Source organism: Cellvibrio fibrivorans (assembly GCF_031457055.1).
GTDB lineage: Bacteria > Pseudomonadota > Gammaproteobacteria > Pseudomonadales > Cellvibrionaceae > Cellvibrio > Cellvibrio fibrivorans.
In genome coordinates this window covers 278,426-292,554 of record NZ_JAVDVX010000006.1, presented here as the reverse complement: position 1 = coordinate 292,554, position 14,129 = coordinate 278,426, and the positions used below count along the sequence as shown (strand labels likewise).

12 protein-coding genes are annotated in these 14,129 nt (G+C 50.2%); 8 read left to right on the top strand and 4 right to left on the bottom strand.

Translation table 11 applies throughout. The annotated features are described in order from the left end of the window. Positions 1-16: 16 nt before the first annotated feature. Positions 17-1,240 (bottom strand): cyclic di-GMP phosphodiesterase, encoded by a 1,224-nt coding sequence (locus J2X05_RS16675; RefSeq protein ID WP_310074603.1) that lies wholly within the window; start codon positions 1,238-1,240, stop codon positions 17-19. A 268-nt stretch (positions 1,241-1,508) separates the two neighbouring features. On the opposite strand from J2X05_RS16675, the gene J2X05_RS16670 reads away from it, so the two are divergent. After that, positions 1,509-3,140, top strand: coding sequence for a diguanylate cyclase (locus J2X05_RS16670; protein ID WP_310074602.1), 1,632 nt, complete (start codon positions 1,509-1,511; stop codon positions 3,138-3,140). An 83-nt stretch (positions 3,141-3,223) separates the two neighbouring features. Here J2X05_RS16670 and J2X05_RS16665 read toward each other — a convergent pair whose 3' ends face one another. Continuing rightward, positions 3,224-3,679 (bottom strand): outer membrane protein assembly factor BamE, encoded by a 456-nt coding sequence (locus tag J2X05_RS16665; RefSeq protein WP_310074600.1) that lies wholly within the window; start codon positions 3,677-3,679, stop codon positions 3,224-3,226. 78 nt (positions 3,680-3,757) lie between these two features. On the opposite strand from J2X05_RS16665, the gene fur reads away from it, so the two are divergent. After that, positions 3,758-4,165: a ferric iron uptake transcriptional regulator gene (gene fur / locus J2X05_RS16660; protein ID WP_310074599.1), complete on the top strand. Its 408-nt coding sequence runs from the start codon at positions 3,758-3,760 to the stop codon at positions 4,163-4,165. A gap of 199 nt (positions 4,166-4,364) precedes the next feature. Here fur and recN read toward each other — a convergent pair whose 3' ends face one another. After that, a complete protein-coding gene (gene recN / locus J2X05_RS16655) occupies positions 4,365-6,032 on the bottom strand; it encodes a DNA repair protein RecN (protein ID WP_310074598.1) in 1,668 nt (555 codons plus the stop codon). A gap of 111 nt (positions 6,033-6,143) precedes the next feature. Next, entirely contained in the window at positions 6,144-7,763 is a 1,620-nt protein-coding gene (locus J2X05_RS16650) for a methyl-accepting chemotaxis protein (RefSeq protein WP_310074597.1), read from the bottom strand. Between the two features lie 425 nt (positions 7,764-8,188). Between J2X05_RS16650 and grpE the strand changes: the two genes are divergently transcribed. From grpE to J2X05_RS16620, 6 genes are all read left to right on the top strand, one after another. Next, the gene (grpE, locus tag J2X05_RS16645) at positions 8,189-8,758 is read left to right on the top strand and encodes a nucleotide exchange factor GrpE (RefSeq protein WP_310074596.1); all 570 of its coding nucleotides are present in this window, start codon (positions 8,189-8,191) and stop codon (positions 8,756-8,758) included. A 187-nt stretch (positions 8,759-8,945) separates the two neighbouring features. After that, a complete protein-coding gene (gene dnaK, locus J2X05_RS16640) occupies positions 8,946-10,877 on the top strand; it encodes a molecular chaperone DnaK (protein WP_310074595.1) in 1,932 nt (643 codons plus the stop codon). Positions 10,878-11,022: 145 nt separating this feature from the next. Then, positions 11,023-12,141: a molecular chaperone DnaJ gene (gene dnaJ, locus J2X05_RS16635; protein WP_310074593.1), complete on the top strand. Its 1,119-nt coding sequence runs from the start codon at positions 11,023-11,025 to the stop codon at positions 12,139-12,141. A 138-nt stretch (positions 12,142-12,279) separates the two neighbouring features. Beyond that, a complete protein-coding gene (locus tag J2X05_RS16630) occupies positions 12,280-12,612 on the top strand; it encodes a DMT family transporter (protein ID WP_310074591.1) in 333 nt (110 codons plus the stop codon). 5 nt (positions 12,613-12,617) lie between these two features. After that, positions 12,618-13,130, top strand: coding sequence for a M23 family metallopeptidase (locus J2X05_RS16625; RefSeq protein ID WP_310074589.1), 513 nt, complete (start codon positions 12,618-12,620; stop codon positions 13,128-13,130). A gap of 84 nt (positions 13,131-13,214) precedes the next feature. After that, entirely contained in the window at positions 13,215-14,015 is an 801-nt protein-coding gene (locus tag J2X05_RS16620; protein ID WP_310074587.1) for a CPBP family intramembrane glutamic endopeptidase, read from the top strand. Positions 14,016-14,129 lie beyond the last annotated feature (114 nt).

Genomic DNA, 14,129 nt, shown 5'->3' with positions numbered 1-14,129 from the left:
GCAACACAGTGATTTTCTAACTAATGCCCGACCACAGCATATCGAGATTTTTAAAGCCCCAGTCGTCGGGCGATTCGCGCCCGATAATTTTTTCTTTACCCACCAGTTTGGCCAGATCCAGTGTTTCCTGGATGATCGGCATTTTGGTTTTGGCCGAGTAAAACACTTTTACACGCGGGCTGAGCAGCGATGTTTCATGCTGCTCTACCACGACCGCGAGCCGCCCGCTTTCCAGGCGCACCAGTGAACCTGTGGGGTAAATACCTACGGTTTTGACGAAAGCCTGGAATACAGCTTCATCAAAATGCCCCTTGCTCCACTCGGCCATTTTGCGAATTGAATCGGCGGGTGCCCAACCTTTTTTGTAAGGCCGATTGGATGTAATTGCATCATAGACATCGCAGACCGCACCCATTTTGGCATAGAGGCTGATGGTCTCGCCCTTGAGTCCGTGTGGGTAGCCGGTGCCGTCCATTTTTTCATGGTGATGCAGGCAGACGTCCAGCACCATAGGGCTGACCTGATAGCTTTCAATTAAAATTTTGGCGCCCACTTCCGGGTGCGATTTCACAATAGCGAATTCACTGTCGGTAAGTTTGCCCGGCTTGTTAAGCACTTTCATAGGAATGCCGACTTTGCCAATATCGTGCAACAGTCCGGCGAAACCGGCTTCGCGCACCATTTCCTCTTCAAGGTTTAATTGGCGTGCAAGGGCAATCATCAGCGCACACACCGCAACCGAGTGCATATAAGTATATTCATCGGCAGTTTTCAGCCGCGCCAGGCTGATCAATGCGTGCGGTTGGCGCATAACGGAATTGGAAATCTCTTCTACCAATGCTTTTGCTTGCTCGATTTGAATCGCTTTGCCCATGCGGGCATCGCTAAACATTTCAATCACAGCTTCTTTGGCTTTGGCGCAGAGTTTGGCGGCAGTTTGTATTTCATCTTCAAGCGATATTTTTTCTCTGCCCTGGGTGTTTTCCGCCTCAAGCAGTACCGCTTCGGTTTCTTGTGCGACTTCTTCTTCTGTTTTTCCTGGGACTGCTTTATCTAAATCGGCACCCTGGGTGACATCAATCCACAGCTCTTTAATCCCACTGGCCTGAATTGCCTGCAGGTCTTTTTCGTCGGTGAGCAAAAACTTGGTTTTCCAAAAGGGATGCTCCATCCAGGAACCGCAAAATTCACAAATGAACATGCCGAGCTGGATATCTTTGACTGCGATTCGTTTGAGCATGTGGTTCCAAATAGCTGACAGCGGAGATAGGGGTTAAGTCTGTTCTGGTGAGTATAGACGGGGATTTTTTGTCGGGCGGAGCGAGGCGGTAATAAATTTTTTGTGGTGCAAAAAAGCGCGTTGGCGTTATTCCATTTGATTGGCCAAACACCGGATTCACACCTATTATTCACACTAGACTGCGGAAAATCCCGGTATGGTAGATGCCGAAAGGTCTTGCGCAAAAACGACAATAAAATTTCCCCTGTCTTCCAGGCATCGGTTACCCATGGATAAAAATGCTGAAATTGCGCTAAAACTTCAGGCATTACGCGACGATTATGCGGCGCGCTTACCTGCCGAAATCCAGTCGTTGCGAGATCTGGTTAGCGACTTGGCGCAGCCCGAATTCCAGCGCGATGCACTCGAGAAACTCAATCAGAAATTGCACAAACTGGCGGGTTCGGCAGGTAGTTTTGGTTTTCCCGACCTCGGCAAACAAGCAAAGAAACTGGAGCTGCAAACACAGACATGGTTGGCGGCTAATCAGTTGGATATGGGTATGTTGCGCGTCTTTGCGGTTGCCGTTGCTGCACTGGATGGGCAGGCACAGGGCGATAGCGCCAAAAAGACTCCACTGGTATCGCAAAGTGCCCCGTTGAAGACCAATACCCTGATTTACGTGCTAGAGGACGACCCTGATGTCGCCGACGAAGTTTGCATGAGCCTGCGTCACTTCGGTCATCAAGTCGTGCACTTTTCCACTATCGCCGCTGCCGAGGTTGAAGTGCTGCGACGCCCGCCGGATTTTATGATCTGCGACATTGTGTTCACTGAAGAGGGGCGTGAAACCCCTGAGGCGGTCGCGATTTTACAGCAGAATTTACCCACGCCTGTGCCGGTGATTTTTGTGTCTACCCGCACGGATTTTGAGGCTTATCACGCGGCCGTGCGTGCGGGTGCGGTGGGTTATTTTGTTAAGCCGCTGGATATCATCCGCTTGGTCGACTGCTTTGAATACTATCTCGATCGCCATCGTAGCGCGCCTTACAGGGTATTGATTATCGATGATGACATGGCGCTGGCCGAGCACTATAAATTGGTGCTGAACTCCGCCGATATCCGTGCCGAGGTGAGCAATAACCCCAATGAAATTTTTGAGGTGTTGCAGGATTTTCACCCGGAACTCATTTTGCTTGACATCAACATGCCCGGCTGCAACGGCATTGAATTGGCACAGGTCATTCGTCTCAATCAGGATTGGCTGCGCGTCCCTATCACCTACCTGTCTTCGGAACAGGATGTGGAGAAGCGCGCGGTGGCCATGGGGCGCGCGGGCGATGATTTTTTAAGTAAGCCACTGGGCGATCGTGAACTTATCACTGCTGTGTCCGTGCGAGCAGCGCGCAGCCGCCAGTTGAGTGATGCTCTGGACCGTGACAGCCTGACTGGCCTGTTGAAACATTCGCGCATTAAAGAACAGGTGGATGCCGAGTTAAGCCGTGCCGTGCGCAGCGAAGAAAATTTAAGTGTGGTGATGCTTGATCTCGACCACTTCAAGCAAGTCAATGATACCTACGGCCATCCGGCGGGCGACAAGGTGATCAAGGCAATTGCACATCTATTGCGCCAGCGCTTGCGCAAAACCGACGCGGTGGGGCGCTATGGAGGCGAGGAATTTGTCGCCGTGTTGCCGCGCTGCAGCCGTGAAGAGGCGCAAGTGTTGATGGAAGATGTGCGCCAGCGTCTGCGCGATATCAGTTTTACGGTTGACCAGCGCACCTTTAATGTCACGCTCAGTGCGGGTATCGCCGCTTATCGGCCGGGCGTAGAGCGCGCTGAACAATTGCTGCAAGAGGCTGATGCGGCGCTCTATCGCGCCAAAGCTGAGGGACGCAACCGCATCTGCCTGAGTCGATAATCGCCACTGTGAAAACAGTGTGATCAAAAATAAAACGCCCGGATTGACCGGGCGTTGTTATTAACCGAGAGTGCTTTTTGCGATTATTCGAGCTCTTCCGGATCAGGTACTTCCGGTGGTGTGCTGTCTTCAGTAGGCACAGGTACATCGCGGTTCATATCATCCAGATATTTCTCCGATTTCTCTCCTGTAAGTGGAGCTTTACCCGGCAAGTAATCGCCCTCTGTTTTTACCAACTTGTCGTTTTCAAAATAGACAGTGTAAAGGTATTGAGTGATCTCACCCTGTGACCCACGACGTACACTGTAAGGGTAATCCCAACGGTCATCATTAAATGTATCGGGCAGTAAGGTGTTGCCGAGTACAAAGCGTACCTGCCGTTTGGACATGCCCAGCTTTAGTTGCTCTACCATCTCTTGCGTGATGATGTGACCCTGTTGAATACCGACTTTATAAACACCGGGAAAGCGGAAGCTGGAGCAAGCGGTGAGGCTGGAGACTAAGACCACGGCCAGAAAAACACGGCTGGCTAATTTCATACAAGGGCTTCCACTAACGAAAATGAACGCGGATAATACCCGAACCACAGGAACACTGAGAAGGGTTTGGGGGAAATAATGGCAGACGGTAACCACGAACTGCGCAAAGCGGGTCTTAAAGTGACCTTGCCACGTGTGAAAATTTTGCAAATGCTCGAATCCTCTGAAAAGCATCACATGAGCGCGGAAGATGTGTACAAAGCGCTGATGGAACAAGGTGATGATGTAGGCTTGGCGACTGTCTATCGGGTGTTGACCCAATTTGAGACCGCCGGTTTGGTAGTGAGACACAATTTTGATGGCGGCCATTCAGTGTTTGAAGTAGCGCGCGGCGAACATCATGATCACATGGTCGATATAGATTCCGGCACCATCATTGAGTTCCATAATGATGAAATTGAAGCCTTGCAAAAACGTATCGTAGCGGAGTATGGTTTCGAACTGACCGATCACAGTTTAGTGTTGTATGTGAGAAAGAAACGTTAGTGCGAGAAAGGCAAGTGTTTAGGTAGCGATGTTTTTGGTGAGTTGTTTCCAAGTAACCCTGTTCCATGTAACAAAGTTAGTGCTAGATGCGGTAAACGTTAGTGCTTTATGAAAGAAAACGTTGATTTGTTTTACCCGCTTGAGGGCGCGATTTATCGCGCCCTTTTTATTTTCAACGGTTGCTCGCCCGGCATTTTTGCTACAGCGCCAGCATTTCACGTGCGTGCGCCAGGGATTGATCGGTAATTTTCAAACCTCCCAACATGCGCGCAATCTCTTCTACTTTGCTTTCCCCTGCCAGTTCCACCAGAGTAGATTCCGCACTCTTTTTGCTGGATGTCTTCACTACCTTCAGATGCTGATGGCCTTTGCTCGCTACCTGCGCTAAATGCGTTACGCAGATAACTTGCCCGCGCGCTCCCAATTGCCGCAATAGCTGACCAACCACATCACCCGTAGCGCCGCCAATACCGACATCTACCTCATCAAACACCAGCGTCGGGGTGGCCGAAGTTTTGGCGGTAATCACCTGAATGGCCAAGCTAATTCGCGATAATTCGCCACCCGAGGCGATTTTAGCCAGTGGTCGCGGCGCTTGGCCGGGGTTGGTGCTGATTAAAAACTCCACGTCTTCCAAACCATTGGGGCCGGGTTTATCGGTAAGCGGGAGCAGGCTGACACTAAGGTTGGCATTGGTCATCGCCAATAATTTGAGTTGTTCATTGACTTGCTTGGCGAGGCTGGTGCCCGCTTTACTGCGTTTGGCTGATAGTTGTTCAGCCAATTGACGATAGGCTTTTTCAGCCTGCGCAACCTGCTGCGCGAGTTGGTCGAGTTTGCCATCTCCACCCTGCAACTGCTCCAGCTCTGCACTGAGTTTCTCAATAAACGCTGGCAGCTCTTCCGGCTGGATACGGTGTTTGCGCGCCAGGTCATAAATCGCTGACAGGCGATCCTCAACCACAGCGAGGCGCGCCGGGTCGAGGTTAAAACTATCTATATGGCGATCAATTTCATGCTGCGCTTCTTCGACCTGGATCTGTGCACTGGTCAGCAGCTCCTCCGCCGTTTGCAATGCCGCCGATTTCTCAGGCAGGTTGCGCAAAATATGCAGCGCGCGATGCAGGTTTACACTCAAACCCTGCTCGTCATCGCCGCAAAACGCCGCCAACTGCTGGCTGCCGTGCAGTATCTCTTCAGCGTTGGCGAGGCTGCGCTGCTCGGCCTCCAATTTGGCCTGCTCACCCGGTTGCAAGCCCAACTGTTCCAGTTCGTTAAATTGATAGCTGAGCAGTTGGAAGCGCGCACTCACATCGGCAGCGTTATCGCGCAGGTGGATAAAGTGTTCGAGCCGGCTCTGCCATTCGCGGAAGGCGAGGCGGACTTGTTTGGCGAGGTCGGTCTGACCGGCAAATTCGTCGATCAGGCGGCGATGGGTATCTTTGATCAGCAGTGATTGGTGCTCGTGCTGGCTGTGGATATCAATCAGCATCTCGCCCAGAATTCGCAATTGCTGCAAGGTGACCGGTTGGCCATTGATATAAGATTTGGATTTGCCCTCGTTGTTGATCAGGCGGCGCAGCAGGCATTCCTGCGGGTTATCGGGCTGTTGCAAATCCATATTGAGTAGCCATTCCTGGGCGCTGGGAATGGCACTGGTATCGAAGGTGGCGGTGATGTCGGCGCGGCTGGCGCCAGTGCGCACCCGGTCTGCTTCGGCGCGGTCGCCCAGCGTGAGTGCCAAGGCATCTAGCACAATCGATTTACCCGCCCCCGTCTCACCCGTAATCACCGTCATACCGGGTTTGATATCCAGATCGAGCTGGTCAACCAGAGTGAAATTTTGGATGTTCAGATGAGTCAGCATGGGCGCCTCGCAGGTGTTGCCGCAATAAAATAGCCGGACACTTAATAAGAATAAATGTCTGGCTATTTATACAGTATCTGCGGTCTGAGTGGCAAGTCGAAGCTGGTTCAATTACAGGCGGAAACCTTCCAGTTGGCGGCTGAGTTCATCGGAGGCATCACGAATTTGCTGTGATGCCATCAGTGTGCCGCGCGCTGCATCTTTAGTGCCCAGCGACGATTGCTCAACCTGGCTGACATACTCCAAAATCAAACTGCTCGCCTGCACATGTTCGATCAGCGAACTGCCGATATGCGCCACCATCTTGGCGACTTCATCGGTCTCGTGGCGCACGCTCTCCACAATTTCACCGCCTTGGCGGGTTTGACCAATACCTTCTTTCAGTTGTACCACCATGTCATCCATATTTTGTTTGGCGACGCGGCTGGAGTTCTGCACGGCGGTAATAGTTTCGCTGATTTCACTGGTCGCTTGCGTTGTACGCTGGGCGAGTTGGCGCACCTCGTCGGCCACTACCGCAAATCCGCGCCCCTGTTCACCTGCGCGCGCTGCTTCAATCGCGGCATTGAGTGCGAGCAGGTTGGTTTGGTTGGCTACTTCGCTGATGACTGAAATTACCGCCGAGATACTGTTAATCCGGTTAGCCAAATCATCAATGCTGCCCTGGGTCTGGATCACGCTGTTGTCGATTTCCACAAAGCTTTTCACCGCACTGGAGATCAATTTTTGCCCTTGGGTAGCAGTTTTGGAGGCGTGGTCAGTCTGGTTGGTAGCGACTTTGGCCTGCTGCATTGCGTCCTTGGTCTGCATATTAAATTCTTCGGCCGAGGAGGCAATCTTGATGGTATTGATGCTCTGGTCTTCTGCCATGGCAGTACTGGTTTCGGCCTTGTGGACTATGTCATCGCTGATCGAGTGCAGGCGCGCCACCATTTGCGATATGCCGCCGATCACCTCACGCAGCGCATGGCGCATACGCACCACCGACCCGTAAATACTGTCTTCCGGCGCCTGGCGTACATCGCGCTCGGTCAGGTCGCCGCCCGCTACTGCGCGCACCAGCGTCAGCACCTCTTTCAATTCAGCGCCCAGGCCGCGATCCAGTTTGCGCGCAAACAATACCACCGGCACCACTATAAATAGCATCACCAGCAAACAGACCGTTAGTTGCCATTTGGCGGTTTCCCAAAAACGGGCATTTACCTCGTTAAAGCCTATTCCTGTGCCTACTACCCAGTTCCAGCGTGGTGAAAGTTTGGCGATAGAGAGTTTGTCTTCAATGGTTCCGTCATCCAGTTTTTTGGTCCACTTGTAGCGCGCGAGTTGGCCATTGGCCTTATCAACTGCCTTTTGCAGAATCTCGCCCACACTGTTGCCCTTGCCATCTTTAAATTCGTGGAAGCTGGTGCCGTGGATTTGTGGATCGAGCGGTGCGGCAACAAAGTTCAGCTTCTCATCGGCGACGTAAACGTATTCAGACTTGTGATAGATGTTGTTGCGCAACAGCGTGGTGGCGATTTTTTTGGCGGTCTCATCATCCAGCTCGCCGCGTGCGGCCATCTGCTCCATCTGAATGACCGTGGCGTAAGTGCTATTGAGCAACTGCTCTACCCGCGCAGCATTGTCCTGGTTGCTCGTGTAGCGCACGGTGTACAGGCCGATCAGCATAATTCCCAGTAGGCCGATTAGAATTTGAGCAGAGACGATCCAGATTTTGACGCGCAGTGACATTGTGCCCCCTGGGAGTGGCTAAGTTATAAACAGGTGTTGTTTGACCTTAGGCGCAAGGGACAACGTTGTCAAATAGTATTTAAACGTATAAGTTCGACTTTCCGGCCCAAATGGTTATTAAGGTTCGGATTCACTCTTTTGGCGCATTAATCAACAGTTGCGCACCTGAGTTGTGCGCCTTTTTAAGATGGTTTTCGGTGGGTTGTGACCGCCGGGGTCGGTATAAAAAATCTTGTTTTGAGTATAGGTAGTAATCTATCGCTGCCAGCAAATTGGTCGCGCTTATTTAGTGTTACGGCTAGGCCGGGAAAAACTTTGGCGACAAAAACTTGAATCCCCCCGCGCCAGCCCCATATAGCGTCCACAGTAATTCAAGCGGATCAGTGTTTTACCTGCATCCGCCCAACCTGCGATGGAGTACCCAAGTGTCAACCCAAGACTATAGCGATATCCAAAACACCGCCGAGCCGCTCAATCCGACTGAAGATGCTGCCGAGCAGACACAAGCTGCCAACGAGCCCAGTCTGGAAACCCTGCAGGCGCAACTGGCAACCTTGGCAACAGCCTACGAGTCTGCCAAAGAGCAATCCCTGCGCTCGCAAGCCGAGGCACAAAACGCCCGCCGCCGCGCTGAGCAAGATGTTGAGAAGGCACACAAGTTTGGCTTGGAAAAAATGGTCAACGACTTGTTGCCAGTTGTCGATAACCTGGAGCGCTCGCTCGCCGCTATCGATAGTGGTAATGAAGCTTTTGCCGCAGTGATTGAAGGTATTCAGCTTACCCACAAATCGTTTGTCGACGCCCTTGCTCGCCATCAAGTCATTGCAGTCAGTCCGGAAGGTGAGCCGTTTGACCCGAATTTGCACCAAGCGGTTTCTGCTGTCCCCAATCCGGATGTAGAACCCAATACCGTACTTACCTGCTTCCAAAAGGGTTACACCTTGCACGGTCGCCTGATTCGCCCGGCGATGGTAGTGGTGTCCAAAGCACCCTGATTGGCAATAAAAGGGCGCACAGGAAACCACAAACAATATGAGGATTTTTGGTGCGCTGGACTTGAATTAATTTCACTCGCGCCAATATAGAAAATAACTGCCGATAGCGGCAAGAAACCAACAATTCAGTGCACTTTATTTGTGTAATTGCACTTAGCACCACATAGCAATTTTTAGGAGCAACACCATGGGCAAAATTATCGGCATCGACTTGGGTACCACCAACTCTTGTGTATCTGTACTTGAAGGCGGCAAACCAAAAGTGATTGAAAACGCCGAAGGCGATCGCACTACGCCGTCAATTATTGCATTCACCAACGACGATGAAATTCTGGTGGGACAATCTGCCAAGCGTCAATCAGTCACAAACCCGCACAATACCTTGTACGCGGTAAAGCGTTTGATCGGCCGTAAATTCAAAGACGATGTTGTGCAAAAAGACATCTCCATGGTGCCGTACAAAATTGTTGCTGCCGATAACGGCGATGCATGGGTAGAAGTGAAAGGCGATAAAAAAGCACCGCCGCAAATTTCTGCTGAAGTTTTGAAGAAAATGAAAAAGACCGCTGAAGATTACCTCGGCGAGACTGTAACTGAAGCGGTAATTACCGTTCCGGCTTACTTCAACGATTCACAACGTCAAGCCACCAAAGATGCCGGCCGCATCGCAGGTCTGGATGTAAAACGTATCATCAACGAACCCACCGCCGCTGCGCTCGCATACGGTTTGGATAAAGGTGTGGGCGACCGTACCGTCGCAGTATACGATCTGGGTGGCGGTACTTTCGATATTTCGATTATCGAAATTGCAGACGTAGATGGCGAACACCAGTTCGAAGTACTTTCAACCAACGGTGATACTTTCCTCGGTGGTGAAGACTTTGATATGCGCTTGATCGAATTCCTCGCGGAAACCTTCAAGAAAGATACCGGTATCGATTTGCACAACGATCCACTGGCACTGCAACGCTTAAAAGAAGCGGCAGAAAAAGCCAAGATCGAATTGTCATCCAGCCAGCAAACCGAAGTGAATCTGCCCTACATCACTGCTGATGCATCAGGTCCGAAACACTTGGTAGTAAAACTGACTCGTGCAAAATTAGAGTCGCTGGTAGAAGATTTGGTTACTCGCTCCATGGAGCCTGTAAAAACTGCGATCAAAGATTCCGGTAAATCCTTGAGCGAAATCGACGACGTGATTTTGGTGGGCGGCCAGACCCGTATGCCACTGGTGCAAAAAGCCGTTGCAGATTTTTTCGGTAAAGAAGCGCGTAAAGATGTAAACCCGGATGAAGCAGTAGCAATCGGCGCTGCAATCCAAGGTTCAGTATTGTCAGGTGATACTACCAACGTATTGTTGTTGGACGTTACTCCGCTGACTCTCGGTATTGAAACCATGGGCGGTGTTGCGACTCCGTTGATCGATAAAAACACCACGATTCCTACCAAGAAGTCGCAAATTTTCTCGACCGCGGATGACAACCAAACTGCTGTGACTATTCACGTAGTGCAAGGTGAGCGCAAACAAGCGTCGCAAAATAAATCACTCGGTCGTTTTGACCTGAGCGATATTCCACCGGCGCAACGCGGCATGCCACAAATTGAAGTGACTTTTGATATCGATGCCAACGGTATTTTGAACGTAAGCGCGAAAGACAAAGCCACTGGTAAAGAGCAATCCATCGTGATCAAAGCTTCTTCCGGTTTGAGTGACGATGAAATCCAGAAAATGATCAAAGACGCAGAAGCCAACGCTGATGCTGACCGTAAATTTGCTGAAGTCGTTACCGCGCGCAACACTCTCGAAGGTTTGATCCATGCAACGGAAAAAACCCTGAAAGAAGCGGGCGATAAAGCGACTGCAGATGAAAAATCGGCGATTGAAGCGGCGTTGACTGAAGGTCGCGATGCAGCCAAGTCAGAAGATCTTGCTAAGATCGAAGCAGCAACAACCAAGCTGACTGAAGCTTCAGGCTCACTTGCGCAAAAACTTTATGCTGAGCAACAAGCGGCAGGTGCAAATGCTGGCGCTGGTGCACAGCAAGCCGGTGGCAACAGCAAAGCAGCAGATGACGGCGTAGTGGATGCTGAATTTGAAGAAGTGAAAGAAGATAAATAATTCAAGTATGGGTATAGCGTAAGCGATACCCATCAATGAATTAACGGGATAAAAAAACAAATGCGGGCTTGCCCGCATTTGTCATGTAAGAAGCAAATGAATTATTAACTGAAATGTAAAACACATTTCTAATACCGGTGTAACCATGGCAAAACGCGATTACTACGAAGTCCTCGGCGTCAAAAAAGATGTAGACGCAGCAGAATTGAAAAAAGCTTACCGCCGCGTGGCGATGAAATTCCATCCGGATAGAAACCCGGACGATCCCTCTGCGGAAGAAAAATTCAAAGAAGCAAACGAAGCCTACGAAGTACTTTCCGATGACAACAAACGCGCTGCTTATGACCGTCATGGTCACGCGGGCGTTGATGGTCAGGCGGGCATGGGCGGCGGCGCTGGCTTTAATAATTTCAGCGATATTTTTGGCGATGTGTTCGGCGATATTTTTGGTGGCGGCGGCGGTCGCGGTGGACGCGGCGGCCCCGCGCGCGGTTCCGATCTGCGCTACAACCTTGAACTGAGTTTGGAAGAAGCCGTTAAAGGCACCAGCGTCCAAATAAAAGTTCCCACACTCGTCAGCTGTAAAACGTGCGACGGCTCAGGTGCAAAACCCGGTAGCAAACCCGTTACCTGTACAACCTGTGGCGGGCACGGTCAAGTGCGTATGCAACAGGGCTTTTTCTCGGTGCAACAAACCTGCCCTACCTGTCGCGGGCGCGGCACTATTATTTCTGATCCATGCAAATCCTGTCATGGACAGGGCCGCACTGAAGAAACCAAAACCCTTTCCGTTAAAGTGCCAGCAGGTGTGGACACTGGTGACCGCATTCGCTTATCCGGCGAAGGTGAGGCGGGCGCAGACGGTGGGCCAAGCGGCGATTTGTACGTGCAGGTGCACGTGCGCGAACACAATATTTTCAAACGCGACGGCGCCGATTTATATTGCGAAGTTCCCATCGATTTTGTCGATGCTGCGCTCGGCGGTGAGTTGGAAGTCCCCACACTTGATGGCCGCGTAAAATTAAAAGTTCCGGCCGAAACCCAAACCGGCAAACTCTTTAAATTGCGCGGCAAAGGTGTAACGCCGGTACGCGGCGGCGGAGTGGGCGATTTGCTTTGCCGCGTTGTAGTCGAAACACCGGTCAACCTCACCAGCAAACAAAAAGACTTGCTTAAGGAATTCCAAACTACCATGAAAGGCGGTAAATACTCGCCGAAACAGTCGAGTTGGTTTGATGGGGTTAAGAAGTTTTTTGGTGAGTAAGTAGATAGTTGAAATTAAAAGCCGATTCGAGAGAATCGGCTTTTTTATTGCGCAGGCTTTTATAAATATCACAAGACTGTTTCTTCTCTGTTTCAGGTGCGACAATCTTTTAAGATTAATAAACGCGAGGTGATAACGATGAAGAGTTGGCTGTTTTTAGGTGTAGCAATTTTATCTGAGGTGATTGCAACTTCGGCCTTGAAAGCGAGTGAAGGGTTCTCCAAAACGACACCTTCAATGATCGTGCTAATTGGTTATGGTTTGGCATTTTATTTTTTGTCGCTTACCTTAAAAACTATTCCTGTTGGCATTGCCTATGCTGTTTGGTCTGGAGTCGGGATTATTGGTGTCAGTGTTATTGGGTTGCTGGTGTTCAAGCAAAAACTTGATTTTCCCGCGTCGCTGGGAATGGCTTTTATTTTGATCGGCGTATTAATTATGAATGTGTTTTCCAAATCAGTTGCGCATTAAGTGTCATGACCAAAAAACGCAAAGTGCTGAAAATATTCTTCGTTATTTTTGTAATCGTTTTATTCTTGCCTGAAATCCCCAAAATCCCCGTACAAAATGCCACTGCAAAAGATTGGAATGCAAAATCCTTTTGGTTTGAGCCTTGGGGGAAATCAGGTGTGCATAAAGGAATTGATATTTTTGGCAAGATGGAGACGCCGATTTTATCGACCACTTATGGGCTGGTGATTTTTGCGGGCGAGTTGCCGCGCGGTGGCAAAGTGGTTGCAGTCTTGGGGCCTAAATGGCGAGTGCATTATTACGCGCATTTAAATGTAGATTCAGTGTTTATCGGTGAGCCTGTATGGAGCGGTAAAACGATTGCGAGCTTGGGCGATACCGGTAATGCCAAAGGAAAGCCGCCGCATTTGCATTATTCTGTTGTGACGCTGGTGCCTTACCTCTGGAAAATTGATGGTACATTGCAGGGGTGGAAGAAGGCGTTCTATCTTGATCCAGCGGCGATACTTTTACCTTAATGCGTTGGGCATCGCTGCGCTCAGCCTACGCGGCCCGACCTGCGCGGCCCGACCCAATCTACAGAACTTTGAAGAAAAATTATCGTGAATAAAAAAGAATTGATATGGGGTTTGGTGCTGACAGCTTTGGTTGCTGTGTTGGTCATTGTGGGTTGGTTGCCTTTGGCTAATGCGATTGGTCTCTTGGGGGTTGCCTGCCTTGCGTGGTTTTTCCGTAAAGAAGAATTAAATCGCTGGATTAAAGTCGGTTTGTTTTTATTACTGGTGCCTTTGGCATTTTGGGTGGCGAGTTATGAGCCGGAGGGATTTGCTTATCCGCTGTTGTTTAGTTTGGCGGACGATGCTGGAGAAGCTGCGCGCTATCAATTGTCAGTTGATTTTGCTAAAGGTATTGCCGGTTTTCTGTTGTTATATTTACTGTGGCCAAGGTTGCGCGCGAATGAATTTGTTGTGAGCGCAAGACTGTCACTTGTATTTATGCTTCTTGCGCCGCTATTTATAATCGGTGTGGCGATTTCGGTGTTGGGCTTGCAGTGGCAACCTAAACCGGTCGAACAAATCCTGCAGTTTGCGGTGGTGAGTTTGTTAATAACCTGCATAGCTGAAGAAGTGTTTATGCGGTTTTTATTTCAGCAGAATCTGCGCAATGCCATCGCAAGTTTTACAGCCAATCGCGCGCTGCAAGACATTATTCCGCTCCTGCTGGTGACGGGGATTTTTGTGGCGATTCATGCAGGCATTAGTGGTGCGGCTATTTGGGTGTATGCGCTAGTGGGATTTTTATACGGATTGAGTTACACACTGAGCAAAAACATCCTCTACCCGATTGCGATTCACTTTCTGGTCAACCAAATACACTTCTCGTTTTTGACCTATCCGCTTTAGTCTATGGTGGCGGTTATGATGGTTTATATGCCTTCTCATATTCCCAATTTCTAGCTATAGTTCCCAAGCGTTACAAAAAACATGCAGGTTGATCCCTCCGAATAAAACAGAAGC

Bases quoted from the DNA above. Each gene is read 5' to 3' on its own strand.
- J2X05_RS16675 (WP_310074603.1), bottom strand. From the start codon at position 1,240: ATGCTCAAACGAATCGCAGTCAAAGATATCCAGCTCGGCATGTTCATT.
- J2X05_RS16670 (WP_310074602.1), top strand. From the start codon at position 1,509: ATGGATAAAAATGCTGAAATTGCGCTAAAACTTCAGGCATTACGCGAC.
- J2X05_RS16665 (WP_310074600.1), bottom strand. From the start codon at position 3,679: ATGAAATTAGCCAGCCGTGTTTTTCTGGCCGTGGTCTTAGTCTCCAGC.
- fur (WP_310074599.1), top strand. From the start codon at position 3,758: ATGGCAGACGGTAACCACGAACTGCGCAAAGCGGGTCTTAAAGTGACC.
- recN (WP_310074598.1), bottom strand. From the start codon at position 6,032: ATGCTGACTCATCTGAACATCCAAAATTTCACTCTGGTTGACCAGCTC.
- J2X05_RS16650 (WP_310074597.1), bottom strand. From the start codon at position 7,763: ATGTCACTGCGCGTCAAAATCTGGATCGTCTCTGCTCAAATTCTAATC.
- dnaK (WP_310074595.1), top strand. From the start codon at position 8,946: ATGGGCAAAATTATCGGCATCGACTTGGGTACCACCAACTCTTGTGTA.
- dnaJ (WP_310074593.1), top strand. From the start codon at position 11,023: ATGGCAAAACGCGATTACTACGAAGTCCTCGGCGTCAAAAAAGATGTA.
- J2X05_RS16630 (WP_310074591.1), top strand. From the start codon at position 12,280: ATGAAGAGTTGGCTGTTTTTAGGTGTAGCAATTTTATCTGAGGTGATT.
- J2X05_RS16625 (WP_310074589.1), top strand. From the start codon at position 12,618: ATGACCAAAAAACGCAAAGTGCTGAAAATATTCTTCGTTATTTTTGTA.